Here is a 15,110-nt window from a genome sequence, read left to right as displayed (position 1 = left end):
CGTCAGGCGTTGGGGTCGACGAGGATCTTCACATGATGCTCGTTGTTGTTGATGAGCTGGTCGAAGCCCTTCTCGACCAGATCATCGAGCGGGATCTTCGCGGTGATGAACGGGGCGAGGTCGAGCTTGCCCGAACGCACGAGCTCGATGGTGGCCGGGTGGTCGTTGGCGTAGCCGATGGTGCCGCGCAGGTCGATCTCCTTGAGCACCAGCAGCGGCATCGCGACCTCGGGGTTGAAGCCCCAGATCGAGACGTTGACGATGACCGCGCCGGGACGCACCGCATCGAGCAGCATGTCGAGGACGGCCGGCACCGAGGAGCACTCGAAGCCGACGTCTGCGCCCTTGCCGTCGGTGCGCTTGCGGACCTCGTCGGCGACGTTGACCTCACGCGGGTCGAAGACCTCATCGGCCACCCCGGTTTCACGCGCCTTGGCCTTGCGCGCCTCGGAGAGCTCGGAGATGTAGACCGTCAGGCCCTCGGCCTTGAGCACAGCGGCGGTCAGCAGGCCGATCGGACCGGCACCGCCGACGATGGCGACGTCACCGGCCTTGGCATCCGAGCGGACGTAGGCGTGGTGGCCGACTGAGAGCGGTTCGATGAGCGCGGCCTGGTCGAGCGGCATATCGCCGACCGGGTGCACCCAGCGACGTTCGACGACGATCTTCTCCGACAGGCCACCACCGCGGCCGCCGAGGCCGATGAAGTTCATGTTCGGCGACAGGTGGTAATCCGATCCTTCACCGGTGTCGACGCCTTCGGCGATGATGTAGGGCTCGACGACGACGGACTCACCGACGGTGAGGTCGTCAACACCCTCGCCGAGGGCGGTGACGGTGCCGGAGAACTCGTGGCCCATCGTCACCGGGGCCTCTTCCCCTGAGATCGGGTGCGGGCTGCCCTTGGGCGGGATGAAGATGGGGCCTTCGAGGTACTCGTGCAGATCGGTTCCGCAGATGCCGCACCAGGCGACGTCGATGGCGACGGTGCCGGGCTTGAGCTCCGGCTCGGGGATGTCTTCGATGCGGATGTCGTGGTTGTCGTAGTAGCGTGCAGCTTTCACGATCGTGAACCTTTCGCGTGACGGGCAGCCGGTCCGGCTGCCTGGTCCCAGATTACGACCGCGCAGGCGTCCTATGCGCGTTCTCTCATGAGTCGGGACGCGGGGTTTCACCAGTGTTCACCTGGTGAATCTCCTTCGCCCGGGCAAACACCGCATCGAGCATCTCCGTCGTCAGCCGGCCGGTGAAGGTGTTCTGCTGGCTGGGATGATAGCTGCCGACCAGCCGCACCGGCACGCCGTCTGGCCGGGTGAGCACCGCCTCGGCGCCGTGGCCGAACCGCGGCTGGGGGCGCGGGACATCCCAGCCCATGGCGCGCACACCGGACAGGGTCGCCTGCCAGGCGATCCCACCGAGAGCGATGAGGATTTCGAGGGTGGGGATGAGCTGGAGTTCGCGCCGCAGCCACCCGGCACAGGCGTGCCGTTCGTCTGGGGTGGGTTTGTTGTCCGGCGGGGCGCAGTGGACCGGGGCGATCGTGCGCGCGCCGGTCATGACGAGTCCGTCGCCCGCCACCGTGGAGTCGGGTTGGGAGCTCATGCCCGCCCGGTAGAGCGCAGCGTGGATCCATTCACCGGAACGATCACCTGTGAACATCCGCCCGGTCCGGTTCCCGCCGTGGGCTGCCGGGGCGAGGCCGATGATGCCCAGCCACGCCTCCGGGTCCCCGAGCGAGGAGACCGGCCGGCCCCAGTACGGCTCCCCGGCAAAGGATGCGCGCTTGTCGTGTGCGACCGATTCGCGCCAGGCGACGAGCCGGGGGCACGCCCGGCACTTCGTCACCCGGGCATCGAGCTCAGCCAGGGTGCGTGCACGATCGGCCAGGCGGGTGACGTCCTCAGCACTGCGGGCCACCGGGGTGCTGCGCTTGGCAGGATCTTCCGGCCAGCCCTGGCCGGCAGGCACCGGCGAGGCGAAGAGCTGGCCGGTGAGCGGGTGCGGCAGGCGTTCGGTCATGTCCTGAGCCTAGCCTGCTGAACCTATCCGGCAAGCTGTCTTGTGCTTCACTATGGATGTTGCGGCACAGGACTGCGTGCGGGCATGGCTGATCTCACGGAAATCGGGACGGCCCGAGCCCACCCGAAGAGGCGCGTGGTGTCGTAGATTGGAGCCATGCCAGGAGACGACACAACAGCTGGCGCGGCTCAGCTGCACAGCACGGTGACCGACACGGCTCTCATCTTCGAAGGCGGCGGAATGCGCGCAGCGCTGACGTCGGCGATGGTCATCCGCCTGCTCGAGGAGGAGATCTACTTCGACTGGGTGGCAGGCATCAGCGCCGGTGCGACGAACACCGCGAACTACCTCTCGCATGACCCGTGGCGGGCCCGCCGCTGCTTCGTCGAGTTCTCCGCTGACCCGAACTTCGGCAATATGCGCACGTTCCTGCGCGGGCAGGGCCTGTTCAACTCCGAGTACATCTACCAGGGCACCTCGCAGCCGGATGAGGCGCTGCCGTTCGACTGGGAGACCTTCGAGGCCAATCCGGCGGAGTTCGCCATCGCGGCTGTCGATGTGGAATCCGGTGAGGAGCGGATCTGGTCGCGCGCCGATGTCGATGAGATGCACGACCTGATGACGGCCGTCCAGGCATCGTCGACGATGCCGGTGGTGATGCCGCCGGTGACGATCGGCGAGCGCACCTATGTCGACGGTGCGCTCGCCGAGCACGGCGGGATTCCGCTGCCGACCGCCCAGCGGGCCGGTTACGAGAAGTTCCTCATCGTGCTGACCCAGCAGCGTGACTATGAGAAGGCCCCGCAGCGGTTCCCGGCCTTCTACCGCAGCTACTTCCGCCGGCACCCGGCGGTCGCCGATGCGCTGCTGGGCCGGTGGAAGCGCTACAACGAGATGCGCGAGCAGGTCTTCGAACTCGAACGCCAGGACAAAGCGTATGTCTTCGCACCGGAGATCATGCCGGTGTCCAACGGCGAGCGCAATCTTTCGAAGCTCGCCGCAGCCCACCGGATGGGCCTGTCGCAGGTGCGCCGCGAGATGCCGGCGATCCGCGAATTCCTCGGTCTCGACGGCTCATGAACCTGCCGCCTGGGGTCACCAGGCTCACCGTCCCGTGCCCGCGCCGACCCGATGTGCCCATGTGGATCGCCGACTTCAGCGCATGCATGACAGACGTGTCCTCGTCCCCGGGACGATCGGCTGGTTCTGCTGAGGCAGCGATGCGGATGCAGATCAGCCGGCAGGTGCTCGCCGGCTGGCTGCAGGTGCCGGTCGAGTCCGTGGACCTGGACAGTGATGAGCGCGGCGCTCCCCTGCTGTTCGTCGACGGCGCGCCTGGTCCGTGCGTCTCCTTTGCCAGTTCCGGAGGTCTGCTGGCGATCGCGGCAGCCGATGTCCGCCTCGGCGTCGACATCGAAGCGCGAGCCACCCGGCAGACCGCGACCGAGGTCGCGGCGCTGCTGCATCCGGCCGAACAGGCGGCGATCGCCCAGGCTGAGCCCGCCGAGCAGGCTGTCGTGTTCACCCAGCTGTGGGTGCGCAAGGAGGCACTCCTCAAGGCCTACGGGACCGGCCTGCTGCGCGATCTCGCCGCCGATGACGTCACCACCGCCTCGGGCGCGGGGGCCAGCATGTGCCTGTGCGACGTCACCGTTCCCGCTGACGTCGTGCCAGCGGCAGCTGGGGAGCCGTTCCACGCTGCCCTGTGCCTGGCCGGCTGAGGCCAGCCCGGACACAGGCAGGGTTCCTACACTGGTGGCAGCAAAGGAGTGAGGACATGACCGCAGCCGCCCGCCCATCGGAGATTCGCGAGGTGATGGAGCGCCTCGACCGCGCCCGGTTCCTGCCTGCCCAGCACCGCCGCAGCAGCCAGTGGGACCGGCCGGTGCCGATCGGCTACGGGCAGACGAACTCCCAGCCGAGCACGGTGGTGGCGATGATGGACCTGCTCCAGGTCCACCCGGGGATGCGGGTCCTCGACATCGGCTGCGGCACCGGCTGGAGCACCGCGATCCTCGCCGAGCTCGTCGGGCGTGAGGGCTCTGTCACCGGTGTCGAGCGGATCAGTGCGCTGGCCGACACCGCCCGGCAGCTGCTGGCAGACATCGACACCGTCGAGATCGTCGAGGCGACCGGCGGGGTGTTCGGACTGCCGGATGCCGATCCCTTCGACCGGATCCTCGTCTCGGCTGCCGCCACCCAGCTGCCCGAAGAGCTCATCGATCAGCTCGTTCCCGGCGGCATCCTCGTCATCCCGGTCGGCTCGACGATGCTGCGGGTGAAGAAGCTCGTCCAGGGCGAGGTGCACATCACCGAACACGGCGGCTACGCCTTCGTCCCGCTCATCCGCGAGGCCCACGGAGACTGAGATTCCGCGGCCTGCAGACGACTGCGGCCCCGCCGGTGGGCGGGGCCGCAGAACAGTCAGCAGCCGGTGACCGGAGCGCGCCGGTCAGCCGTCATGCGCACGTCAGCGCGGTGTCAGCCGCAGGCGACAGCGCCGGTGCCAGCGGCGTCGGCCTTGACGCGGGCGGTGCGCAGGTAGGAGTAGTGCTCCTCGACGTCGTCGAACTTCTCCTTCGCCTCAGCGGTCGGCACCTCCGGGGGCACGATGACCTTGTCGCCGGGCTGCCAGTCGACGCCGGTGGCGCATTCGCCGCGGTCGGCTTCCTGCAGGGCGTCGATGACGCGCAGAATCTCGTCGAAGTTGCGGCCGGTGGACTTCGGGTAGGTCATCGTCAAGCGGATCTTCTTATCCGGGTCGATGACGAACACCGAGCGCACCGAGGAGGTGTCGCCCTCGCCGGGGTGGATCATGTCGTAGAGCTCGGCGACCTTCTTGTCCGGGTCGGCGATGATCGGGTACTCAACGGTGGTGTTGTTGTACTCGTTGATGTCGGGGATCCACTGGGCGTGCTCCTCGTTCGTGTCGACCGAGAGCGCGATCGGCTTGACGCCGCGCTTGTCCCATTCGGCCTGCAGCTGGGAGACGCGGCCGAGCTCAGTGGTGCACACAGGGGTGAAGTCGGCTGGGTGGGAGAAGAACACGACCCACTCGTCACCGGCCCAGTCGTGGAACGCGATGGGTCCCGTCGAGGTCTCGGTGGTGAAGTCAGGGGCGGTGTCTCCAAGGTGAAGGGGCATGTCGATGCCTTTCTGCAGCGAACCAACGGGGATATGTCTATACATTATCTCGGATCGGCGCGCAACAATAGTTGCCCCTGCCTTATATGACCGGCGCCACACACGGCTGCGGCACCGGATTCAGCTGCCGGTGGCGGCTTGTTCGCTGGCCTCCATCTCGGCAACGAACTCGCGCTTGGAGGACTGCCATTCGTCCTCGGTCATGCCCAGCCGCCAATAGCCGGAGATCGAGGCGGCGGACTTCTCCACTCCCCGTTCGACGAAGAGGAACCGGCGCAGATCCTTGATCATCTCAGCGACGCCGTGGATGAAATAGGCGACCTCGCCTGCAGGCGGGGTGAAGTCGCGCACGGCAGCGGCAAGCGCGGTGCCCGGTGTCGCGCCGTCGCGGGCGACCCACTGCAGTGTCGCGCCTTCGGGTTCGGGCATCTCGAAGCGGGCACGCTGGTGGGCGATCTCGATGAAGGCCGTCGCCGAGGTGCCGGCTGGCAGGGCATCGAGGGCGGCGGCGATCGCCGGGGCTGCCGACTCATCGCCGGCGAGCACGATGTGCACTCCGGCCGGTGGCGCCCAGGCGCCGCCGGGACCGAAGAAGGCGAACCGGTCACCCTCTTCAGCGTCGCGGGCCCAGGGGCCGGCGAGTCCCTCTTCACCGTGGATGACGAAGTCGATCTCCGCCTCCCCGGTCTCCGTGTCGACGCGGCGCAGCGTGTAGGTGCGGGTGACCGGCGCATCGGGCCGGGTGCGGTCTTCGAGCACCTCGGCGGCATCGTCGGGCCAGGCGTACTCGGCGCCGGCGGGCGGGAAGAGCAACTTGATGTAATGGTCGGTGTACGGCACGTCGAGGCCGATGAGATCACTGCTGGTGACGGTGAGGCGGATGAGCTCATCGGAGAGCCCCCGCCGGGAGGTGACGGTGCCGTGGCGCAGAGTGCGCTTCTTCGCTGGCGCCATTGCGGCAACCTGCCTTTCGCATGTAGGGATCTGGCCGGGTGCGGCCACGGCCCCACCCTACCCCACCGGTAGTTAGGACAACCTCATTCGCGTACTGGGCAGGTGCCCAGCGCCTCGGGAACGGCGAGAGTACGCCCAAAACTCCTCTGGAATTCAGCCACAGGCCACCTGTGGTGCCGACAATCCAGTGAAAGCAAGCGCTTATGTGTCTGGAGGAATCATGGCAGACGATACGATGACCCGCGGCGCACATGCTCCGGTGACGCGAGGTTTTCTCGGCCCCGACAAGTGGTGGCACATCTGGTTCGGACTGCTGCTGGCGGCAGCGTTCATCGGCTTCACGTTCTGGTCGTTCGGCTATGTCGGCCAGACCCAGTTCCGGCTCGTGCTCATCACCACGATCATCTTCGGCATGTTCATGGCCTTCAACATCGGCGGCAATGACGTCGCCAACTCGTTCGGCACGAGTGTCGGCGCCGGGACGCTGACGATGAAGCAGGCGCTCATGGTCGCCGCCGTCTTCGAGGTCTCCGGTGCGGTGCTCGCCGGCGGTGATGTCACCGATACGGTGCGCTCGGGCATCGTCGACCTCGGCGGGATGCAGGTCGACCCGATGGACTTCGTGTTCATCATGATGTCGGCACTGCTCGGCGCGGCTGTCTGGCTGCTGGTGGCCACCCGGATGGGCTGGCCGGTCTCGACAACGCACTCGATCATCGGCGGCATCGTCGGCGCGGCTGTCACCCTCGGCATCGTCACCGGCACCGGCGGGCTGGAGATGGTGCAGTGGGGTCAGATCGGCCAGATCGCGATCTCGTGGGTGCTCTCCCCCGTGCTCGGCGGGCTCGTCGCCTACGTGCTGTTCGGCCGGATCAAGAAGCACATCCTCGTCTACAACGAGGAAGCCGATGAGAAGCTGCGCCAGCTGCGCGTGAGCCGGGCGGAGCTGCGCAACCGGCACAAGCAGTCGTTTGAACGGCTGACGGAGCTGCAGCAGATCGCCTACACCAATGTCATGGCCCGCGATGCCGCGCAGGTGAACCTGCCGGACTTCAAGCGCGAGGAGCTCGAATCCGACTACTACCGGGAGCTGTACGACCTGCAGCAGGAGGCCGAGCAGGTCGATGCGCACCGCGCGCTGCAGGTGTGGGTGCCGCTGCTGGCTGCCGGCGGATCGATCATCATCGGCTCGATGCTGCTGTTCAAGGGGCTGAAGAACCTCGACCTGTCGATCGACGGTGTCGGCAACTACCTCATCCTCGGCATGATCGGTGCGTCGGTGTGGATGGCGGTGTTCATCTTCGCCAAGACGCTGCGCCACCACGACCTGTCACGCTCGACGTTCCTGCTCTTCAGCTGGATGCAGGTGTTCACCGCCTCGGCGTTCGCGTTCTCCCACGGCTCGAATGACATCGCCAACGCCGTCGGCCCGTTCGCAGCGATCATCGATGTGCTCAAAACGCAGTCGGTGGCTGAGGAGTCGGCGGTGCCGGCGGCGATCATGGTCACTGCCGGTGTCGCGCTCATCGCCGGGCTGTGGTTCGTCGGCCGCAAGGTCATCCAGACCGTCGGCACGGGCCTGACGAAGATGCACCCGGCCTCCGGGTTCGCCGCCGAGCTCGCCGCAGCCGGTGTCGTCATGGGTGCGTCGGTGCTCGGCCTGCCGGTGTCCTCAACACACATCCTCATCGGCGCGGTGCTCGGCGTCGGCCTGGTCAACCGAGCGGCGAACTGGAACCTCATGAAGCCGATCGCTCTGGCCTGGGTCATCACCCTGCCGGCGGCAGCGCTCATCGGCTCGGTCGGCGTCGTCACGCTGCGCGCACTGCTCGGCTGAGCCAGGTGCAGCCTCAAGCGGCTGCGGCCAACTGCGGGCGCTGGCCCTCGGGTGGGTCCTGCGGGGTTCAGCCGAGGGCCTTCTCCTTGACCTGCCGCTGGATGCGGGCGAGCATCCCGGACATGCCGCGCAGCCGCAGCGGGCTGACGGAGTCGTTGAGCGAGAGCTTGAGCGCCAGGTCCGAGGGCACCTCGAGGATCTCCTTGGCCGTGAGCCCATTGAGACCCTCGTGCAGGATGCCGGCGAAGCCGCGGGTCGTCGGCGCCTCGGGCGGGGCGGAGAAGAACAGCCGCACCTCAGCGTCCTCGCCAGCCGGCGCCTCTGTGCTGGCCTGCTCGCCGTCGCCGACTTCGGTGACGAGGAAGATCGGCGACTGGCACTCCGGGACCGGTTCGAGCAGCTCGGGGTGGTCGGCGTAGCGCTCGGGCAGGCCGGGCAGCTCGTTGCTGAATTCGAGCAGCAGCTGCAGCTTGTCCGGTTCGGCCAGGGCTGCGAAGTCGTCGATGATCTCCCGCAGCGACTCAGGAAGGTTCTCGCTCATGCGCGTCCGGGCACCTCCCCGCGGTCTTCGCCCTTGACGATCGGCACGCGCACGGCGTTGCCCCATTCGGTCCAGGAGCCGTCGTAGTTGCGCACCGACTCGTAGCCGAGCAGGTAGCGCAGCACGAACCAGGTGTGGCTGGAGCGCTCGCCGATCCGGCAGTAGGCGATGATGTCATCGTTGCGGTCGAGGCCGACCTCGTCGGTGTAGATCGCTTCGAGTTCGTCGCGGGAGCGGAAGGTCCCGTCGTCGTTGGCTGCCCGCGCCCACGGCACCGAGGCGGCCGTCGGGATGTGGCCGCCGCGCAGGGCGCCCTCTTCGGGGTAGTCGGGCATGTGGGTGCGGGCACCGGTGTACTCCTCCGGCGAGCGCACGTCGATGAGCGGCTTGCCGAGGTGGTCGAGCACATCGGTCATGAAGGCGCGGCTGCCGGCGTCGACTCGCTCGACGACCGGGTATTCGGTGGCCTCGCGCTTGGGGGCGTCGGTCGTCATCTCACCGCCGGAGGCGATCCAGGCCGCGCGCCCGCCGTCCATGAGGCGCACATCCGGGTGGCCGAAGAGCTCGAAGACCCACAGCGCGTAGGCGGCCCACCAGTTGGACTTGTCGCCGTATATGACGACGGTGTCCTCGCGGCTGATGCCCTTCTTCGACATGAGGGCGGCAAAGCCCTCGCCGTCGAGGTAGTCGCGGGTGACCGGATCGTTGAGCTCGGTGTGCCAGTCGACCTTGACGGCTCCGGGAATGTGGCCGGTCTCGTAGAGCAGGACGTCCTCGTCGCTTTCGACGATGACAAGTCCGTCGTCGCCGAGGTGTTCGGCGACCCAGGCGGTGCTCACGAGCTTCTCGCCGTGGGCGTAGTCGCTGAACTTCTCATTCGGGTCGGCCGCGGGGCGCTGTGTCACTGAACCTCCATAGGGGTGTGGCTTCTTGAGTGCGTAACGGCACGCCTGCCCATCCTATTCCGCCCGGTCGCACAGTGCCGAGACGGCCGCCAGGGTGCGGACGTTGCGGGCGGTGACGGTGAAGCCCAGGCGGCGTTCGAGCAGGCTGTGGGAGACCTTCGAGCCGTGCACGCCGCGATCGTGCCAGACTCGCACGTGATCGTCTGCCCAGGCGGCCTGTTCGCCGCCGGTGAGCGGCAACGCGCAGCGGCCGGACTCGGCGACGGGCGCGGCGAAGAGGTAGACGAGTTCAGTGCTGGGATTGTCGGCGATCCCGGCGAAGGGATCGTCGGCGAGGATCGCTGCGAGTTCGGCTGCGGTGCGGGTGACGACCGGGACTGCGAATCCGTACGTCTCCTCGACTGCCGCGGTGAGGCGATCGGCGAAGGCGCCCGGCGCCTCGGGCGGGGTGCACACGAGGTTGCCGCTGGCCAGGTGGGTGGCGATGTCACCGGCGCCGAGGCGGTCGGCGAGTTGGCGCAGTTCGGCCATGGGCACGCGGTTGCGGCCGCCGAGGTTGATGCCGCGCAGAAAGAACGCGCTGCGCTGGCTCATCGCGACCCCGCCGGCTGGCCGGAGGCTTCGAGGGCGTCGACGTAGACCCAGCGGCCGGCGCGCTTGGCGAAGGTGGAGACCTCGTGGATGATGTGCTTCTCGCGGTCTTCGATGCAGTGGGCGCGGAATTCGACGATGCCCTCGGTGTCGTCTTCTCCCCCGGCTTCGGTGCGCAGGATCTCCAGGCGCACCCAGTCGGCGACCGGCGGGGAGGTGTCGGCTGGGCGGGTGCGCGGATCCCAGGTGCGGAAGAGGTGGTCGCCGTTGCCGGTGGCGAATGCGCAATAGCGCGAGCGCATGAGCGCCTCGGCGGTGGCAGGCCAGGTCTGCAGGTTGAGGGCGGGCTGGCAGCAGTCGCGGAAGGCTGCACCTTTCGGCAGGCCGCCGCACGGGCAGGTCGCACCGCCGCTGCTGCGGGAGAACGCATGCGTTGTCATGGATCCGACGCTAGCAGGATCGGCGCAGGCACAGGAATGTCCAGTGCTGACACAATAGGGGCATGACGACTCTGTATCTGGCGACCGAGCCGGCCGCTGACAAGCTGCTGGCTGAGAATCCCTTCGCCCTGCTGACTGGAATGCTCCTCGATCAACAAGTCACCATGGAGTCCGCTTTCGCCGGACCGGCCAAGCTGGCCGAGCGCCTCGGCGGCTACTCCCCCGAGCTGGTGGCCGAGGCCGATCCCGAGGAGTTCCTCGAGGCGTTCAAGGAAAAGCCGGCCGTCCACCGGTTCCCGAAGTCGATGGCTGAGCGGGTGCAGAAGCTCGCGGCCACGATCTGTGCCGACTACGACGGCAAAACCGAGGCGCTGTGGACTGCCGGCGACCCGGATGGTGCCGAGGTGCTCAAGCGGCTGAAGAAGCTGCCGGGCTTCGGCGATCAGAAGGCGAAGATCTTCTTATCGCTTTTGGGCAAGCAGTTCGATCTGCAGGCTGAGGGCTGGCGTGAGGCGGCCGGTGAGTACGGGGATGAGGACGCGCTCATCTCTGCTGCTGACATCGTCGATGATGAGACGCTGCAGCAGGTGCGGGAGAACAAGAAGGCCCGCAAGGCCGCGGCGAAGGCAGCCAAGCAGAAGAAGTGATTATCGACCGCTTGAAGCGGTTGAGAAATGCAGCGGCCGGGACCCGATCGAATCCCGGCCGCTGTCGTTGTCACTGCTGGTCCGGCCAGCCGGGCGGCTGCTGACCTGGCTGCTGGCCACGATGCTGACCTGTCTGCCCGGGGGCGGGCTGGCTGGGTCCGGGCTGGCCGGCGTTCCCGTCCTGCCAGCCGGTGCCGAAGTGCTGTGGCGGCGCCGCCTCGGGAGCGGGCGGCTGTCCGGCATCGGCCCGCGCGTAGTGATCGTACGGCAGCGGGGCTGGCGCCTCGGCACCCCACTGCTGCACCGGAGCTCCGGTGGTCGCGGCGCCGCGGCGCGGAATCTCCTCGGCCACCCCGTACATCTGGACGTTGCGCACTCGGGCGAGGATGATCGCTGCGGCGGAGACGACGAGGATCGCAGCGACCGGGATGAGCATGAACGGCCCGCCGGCACCGGCCGAGCGGTCGATCTCCTGGGCGATCTCACCGCTGAAGGTCGCGGTGACGAACAGGGCGACGTTGTTGATCGCGTGGATGACGATCGGTGCCTCCAGACCGCCACTGTAGTGGGCGAGGAGGGAGAGGAAGACGCCGAAGAGCCAGTAGTACAGGATCAGCCACGGGTCACCGGCCATGTGGGCTGCGGCGAAGAGCACAGAGCTGACGGCGGTGCCGAGGATGAGCGACGGGATGGGCCCGCGCACCCAGGCGCCGGCGATGCGCTGGATGACGCCGCGGAAGACGTACTCCTCAGCTGCAGCCTGGAACGGGGTAGTGAGCAGGACGACGACGAGGTAGAAGATCGTCATGCCGGCCGGCAACGGGGCGTAGGCATCCCAGTCGCTGCTGACGACGAGCAGTGTGATGTAGATGGCGAAGCCGATGCCGATGGGGATGAGGCTCCACAGAAGCCACGTCCAGCGGAACCGTCCGACCACCGAATTGAGGAAGCCGATGCGCTGCCGGAACAGGAAGCGGTGGAAGATGAGCGCGACGACGGCGAGTGCGATGAGTGAGAGGTTGGTGGCCAGCAGCATGAGCGGCGACATACCGATCTCGCCCTCCATTGCCGCTTCGAAATCGAGCTGGCCGGTGGCCAGGTCGATAATGCCGGCGATGAGGGTGAAGATGAAGGAGGCGACGAACATCGTGACGAGCAGCGCGACGATCGTGATGACGCCCTTCCACCAGCGGTTGCTCGGCAGGCGGTAGAACTCCGAATGCGTCTGACCGCGCTCCGCGGCGGAGGGAGCGGTCGAGGGGTCAGCTGCGGGCAGATCCGCTGCAGCGTACGGAGCGCCGGCTGGCGTGGGCTGGCCGACCGAAGCTGCCGGTGCCATGGGCGCGGCGTGGTGGTCTGGGCTGCGGCCGGTCTCAGGGCCGGGGGCAGTGTGCGGCTGGGGATGTGGGGAACGCGTGGGGTCCGGGTGTCCCGGCTGGTCATCATGCATGGCATCAAAACTACCAGCGCGAGACCACCTGCGGCGCGCGTTCGAGGCGGCTGCGGCGCTTAAGAGATGAAGAAGCGGCGCAGCGCGGCGAGGAACTCCTCGGGCTTCTCCGAGTGGATCCAGTGCCCGGCGCCCTTGATGGTGACCTTGAGCATGCGCGGGAAAAGGGCGCGCATCGCCGGGGTGTACTCGGGCTTGATGTAGTCGGACTTCTCTCCGGCGGCCCAGAGGACGAGCCGGTCGTAGGTCCTGCCGTCTGTGTCGGGGAAGTCGCCGATTCTCGACAGGGAGCGGCACAGCAGGTCGAGATTCGGTTCCCAGTAGTAACCGTCGTCGCCGGGGCGCAGGTTCTGCAGCAGGAAGCCGCGCACACGGTCATCGGGGATGTCTGTGGCGAGTTTCTCATCAGCCTCACTGCGGGAGTCGACGGTGGAGAGGTCGAGGGCGCGCAGGGTGTTGAGCAGGTGGGAGAAGCCGCTGCCGGCATCGCGTGAGGAGTCTGCGCTGCTGACCGGCGAGATGTCCTCGACAACGAGGCGGTCGACCAGCTGGGGGTGACGTAGGGCGAGCATCATCGCGACTTTGCCGCCCATCGAATGCCCGACCACACCGACAGGCGACTCCTCGGCACCGAAGGCGACGAGCTCCTCGGCGACGGCATCGGCCATCTCGACGTAGTCGAACTCCTCGGTCCACGGGGACTGCCCGTGGTTGGGCAGGTCGACGAGCAGGCTCGTGCATTCAGGCTCGAGGCCCTTGGCGATCGAGGTGAAGTTCTTGCCGCGGCCGAACAGGCCGTGGAGGAAGACGATCTTCTCGGTGTCACCGCTGCCGCTGCCAACCTGCGTGGTGTGCAGCTTCGTCTGGGTTTCACCGGTGCCGGTCGTCTGGGTCTGTGAACTCATGGCGTACAGTCTAGTGACGAGCCAGCCCCCCCACGCGCACACAGACGTTATTCAGAGAAAGCGGCGTCTCTGTGATTGACCTGACAGTGATATTCATATAACCTGACACATGTCTCGTATGAATATATATACCTAACTGATGAGAGAACATGATGTCACCCACCCGTTCACGTGGCTTCCGCAGCCTCTTGGCCGCAACTGCGGCTGGATCCCTGGTCGCCGCCACGGCGTTCATCGGAGCTTCCCCTGCTGCTGCGCAGCCCATCGAACCAGCTCCGAACCCATCCCTGCCTGATCACTGCGGCCTCAACCTCGGCATCGTGCTCGACCTGTCCAACTCCCTGACCGATGCCGATGTCGAGAAGTCCAAGGAGGCTGCCAAGGGCGTCGTCGACACCCTCACCGGCACTCCGAGCTCCGTGGGCGTGCAGACTTTCGCCACCTTCGCCCCGGCCGGCGACAACGCCGACATCCCGGTCACGAGCATCGCCGAAGCCGGCAATGCCGCCGGCGTCAAGGACGGCATCGACGGACTCACACGCCCCGCCAGCAGCGACGGCGGCACCAACTGGGACCGCGGCATCGCCCAGACCCAGGGCAAGAGCTACGACGCCGTGCTCTTCGTCACCGACGGCAAGCCGACCGCCTACGGCACCCCCGGTGAGGGTGACAACACCGATCGCGGAACCCGGTTCGACCAGATCGACCTCGACACCGCCATCACCTCGGCCAACGGCGTCAAGGGCGAGGGCACGAAGATGGTCGGCATCGCCGTGGGCAGCGAGCCGACGATCGAGAACATCGTGCAGATCTCAGGCCCGAATGAGAACTCCGACTACTTCTCCGCCGATGACTACAACCAGCTCGGCGAACGTCTGCGGCAGATCGCTGCCGCCACCTGCGAAGGCAGCGTGACGGTGCTGAAGAAGACGCAGATCGGTGAGGCTGAGCCGGAAGCGGCCGAAGGCTGGGATTTCTCGGCCACCAATGCAGCGCCCGAACAGGCCACCACCAATGAGAACGGCGTGGCGAACTTCTCCTATGAGGATCTCGTCTCCAACCCGACTGTGGACACGACGATCACCGAAACGCTCAAGGATGACTTCACGCTGCTGCAGCAGGACGGCAAGAACGCTGTGTGCCAGGAGACCAGCGGTGAGGAGCCGGTCGATGTGCCGGTTGAGAACGCCGGTGACACCGGCTTCAGCCTGACAGTCGAGCGCGAACAGGTCGTCACATGCACCGTCGTCAACTGGAAGGCCGGTGACGATCCCACCGAGGAGCCGACCGAGGATCCCACGGATGATCCGACAGAGACCCCGACCGATGACCCGACGGAGCAGCCGACGGACGACCCGAGCGATGATCCGACGGACACGCCTTCGGATGATCCGACCGATCAGCCCAGCGACCAGCCCTCGGACGAGCCGTCTGACGAGCCGTCTGACAAGCCTTCTGACAAGCCAGGTGACGACGACGGCAAGGATGACGACGGCCGCGATGAAGATGGATCCGGCCGCGACGACGACCGCGACCTGCCGCGCACCGGCGCCGAGGTCGGCATGTCCGTCGGATTCGGACTCGCACTGCTCGCCACCGGTGCTGCCGCAGTGGCCTTCACCCGCCGCAACCGAGCCTGAGGACACGCCCAGCCCACTGCCTGTGAGCAGGTGGCGC

16 protein-coding genes are annotated in these 15,110 nt (G+C 67.2%); 6 read left to right on the top strand and 10 right to left on the bottom strand.

Features of this window, described 5'->3' with window-relative positions; genetic code table 11:
- Positions 1 to 2 precede the first annotated feature (2 nt).
- Positions 3 to 1,064 (bottom strand): 2,3-butanediol dehydrogenase, encoded by a 1,062-nt coding sequence (locus M3C25_RS11890; protein WP_102162750.1) that lies wholly within the window; start codon positions 1,062 to 1,064, stop codon positions 3 to 5.
- A gap of 85 nt (positions 1,065 to 1,149) precedes the next feature.
- Positions 1,150 to 2,019, bottom strand: a complete 870-nt coding sequence (locus M3C25_RS11885; protein WP_259856890.1) for a uracil-DNA glycosylase — start codon at positions 2,017 to 2,019, stop codon at positions 1,150 to 1,152.
- A gap of 156 nt (positions 2,020 to 2,175) precedes the next feature.
- Between M3C25_RS11885 and M3C25_RS11880 the strand changes: the two genes are divergently transcribed.
- The 3 genes from M3C25_RS11880 (at position 2,176) to M3C25_RS11870 (ending at position 4,387) form a co-directional block, all read left to right on the top strand.
- Positions 2,176 to 3,099, top strand: coding sequence for a patatin-like phospholipase family protein (locus M3C25_RS11880; RefSeq protein ID WP_102162752.1), 924 nt, complete (start codon positions 2,176 to 2,178; stop codon positions 3,097 to 3,099).
- A 140-nt stretch (positions 3,100 to 3,239) separates the two neighbouring features.
- Positions 3,240 to 3,740, top strand: coding sequence for a 4'-phosphopantetheinyl transferase family protein (locus M3C25_RS11875; RefSeq protein ID WP_259856888.1), 501 nt, complete (start codon positions 3,240 to 3,242; stop codon positions 3,738 to 3,740).
- Positions 3,741 to 3,796: 56 nt separating this feature from the next.
- Positions 3,797 to 4,387, top strand: coding sequence for a protein-L-isoaspartate O-methyltransferase family protein (locus M3C25_RS11870; protein WP_259856886.1), 591 nt, complete (start codon positions 3,797 to 3,799; stop codon positions 4,385 to 4,387).
- Between the two features lie 113 nt (positions 4,388 to 4,500).
- Here the strand turns inward: M3C25_RS11870 and M3C25_RS11865 are convergent, their stop codons facing one another.
- A complete protein-coding gene (locus tag M3C25_RS11865; RefSeq protein WP_259856884.1) occupies positions 4,501 to 5,163 on the bottom strand; it encodes a peroxiredoxin in 663 nt (220 codons plus the stop codon).
- 120 nt (positions 5,164 to 5,283) lie between these two features.
- Entirely contained in the window at positions 5,284 to 6,117 is an 834-nt protein-coding gene (locus M3C25_RS11860; RefSeq protein ID WP_259856881.1) for a siderophore-interacting protein, read from the bottom strand.
- Between the two features lie 220 nt (positions 6,118 to 6,337).
- Here M3C25_RS11860 and M3C25_RS11855 point away from each other — a divergent pair, with 220 nt between their 5' ends.
- The gene (locus M3C25_RS11855; RefSeq protein WP_170274975.1) at positions 6,338 to 7,954 is read left to right on the top strand and encodes an inorganic phosphate transporter; all 1,617 of its coding nucleotides are present in this window, start codon (positions 6,338 to 6,340) and stop codon (positions 7,952 to 7,954) included.
- A gap of 67 nt (positions 7,955 to 8,021) precedes the next feature.
- Here M3C25_RS11855 and M3C25_RS11850 read toward each other — a convergent pair whose 3' ends face one another.
- Genes M3C25_RS11850 through M3C25_RS11835 form a run of 4 tightly spaced genes read right to left on the bottom strand, consistent with a single transcriptional unit; the run spans position 8,022 to position 10,431 of the window.
- On the bottom strand, positions 8,022 to 8,495 hold the full coding sequence (locus tag M3C25_RS11850) for a SufE family protein (RefSeq protein WP_259856879.1): 474 nt from the start codon (positions 8,493 to 8,495) through the stop codon (positions 8,022 to 8,024).
- Positions 8,492 to 9,400, bottom strand: coding sequence for a sulfurtransferase (locus M3C25_RS11845; RefSeq protein WP_102162759.1), 909 nt, complete (start codon positions 9,398 to 9,400; stop codon positions 8,492 to 8,494). The genes M3C25_RS11850 and M3C25_RS11845 overlap by 4 nt, the downstream gene beginning before the upstream one ends.
- Positions 9,401 to 9,454: 54 nt before the next feature.
- Positions 9,455 to 9,994 carry a DUF1697 domain-containing protein gene (locus tag M3C25_RS11840; protein ID WP_259856877.1) on the bottom strand — a complete coding sequence of 180 codons (540 nt, stop codon included), beginning with the start codon at positions 9,992 to 9,994 and terminating at the stop codon, positions 9,455 to 9,457.
- On the bottom strand, positions 9,991 to 10,431 hold the full coding sequence (locus tag M3C25_RS11835; protein ID WP_259856875.1) for a YchJ family protein: 441 nt from the start codon (positions 10,429 to 10,431) through the stop codon (positions 9,991 to 9,993). Before M3C25_RS11835 ends, M3C25_RS11840 begins: the two co-directional genes overlap by 4 nt.
- Positions 10,432 to 10,493: 62 nt before the next feature.
- Between M3C25_RS11835 and M3C25_RS11830 the strand changes: the two genes are divergently transcribed.
- Complete coding sequence (locus M3C25_RS11830) at positions 10,494 to 11,078, top strand: HhH-GPD-type base excision DNA repair protein (RefSeq protein ID WP_102162761.1); 585 nt, start codon at positions 10,494 to 10,496, stop codon at positions 11,076 to 11,078.
- A gap of 70 nt (positions 11,079 to 11,148) precedes the next feature.
- Here M3C25_RS11830 and M3C25_RS11825 read toward each other — a convergent pair whose 3' ends face one another.
- The gene (locus M3C25_RS11825; RefSeq protein WP_259856868.1) at positions 11,149 to 12,417 is read right to left on the bottom strand and encodes a CPBP family intramembrane glutamic endopeptidase; all 1,269 of its coding nucleotides are present in this window, start codon (positions 12,415 to 12,417) and stop codon (positions 11,149 to 11,151) included.
- A 170-nt stretch (positions 12,418 to 12,587) separates the two neighbouring features.
- Positions 12,588 to 13,433, bottom strand: a complete 846-nt coding sequence (locus tag M3C25_RS11820) for an alpha/beta fold hydrolase (protein WP_259856866.1) — start codon at positions 13,431 to 13,433, stop codon at positions 12,588 to 12,590.
- 149 nt (positions 13,434 to 13,582) lie between these two features.
- Between M3C25_RS11820 and M3C25_RS11815 the strand changes: the two genes are divergently transcribed.
- Positions 13,583 to 15,073, top strand: a complete 1,491-nt coding sequence (locus tag M3C25_RS11815) for a VWA domain-containing protein (protein ID WP_259856864.1) — start codon at positions 13,583 to 13,585, stop codon at positions 15,071 to 15,073.
- Positions 15,074 to 15,110 lie beyond the last annotated feature (37 nt).

Source organism: Brevibacterium luteolum (assembly GCF_025147615.1).
GTDB lineage: Bacteria > Actinomycetota > Actinomycetes > Actinomycetales > Brevibacteriaceae > Brevibacterium > Brevibacterium luteolum.
Note: the sequence above shows the minus strand (reverse complement) of the source record. Positions and strands in the feature narration are given on the sequence as shown.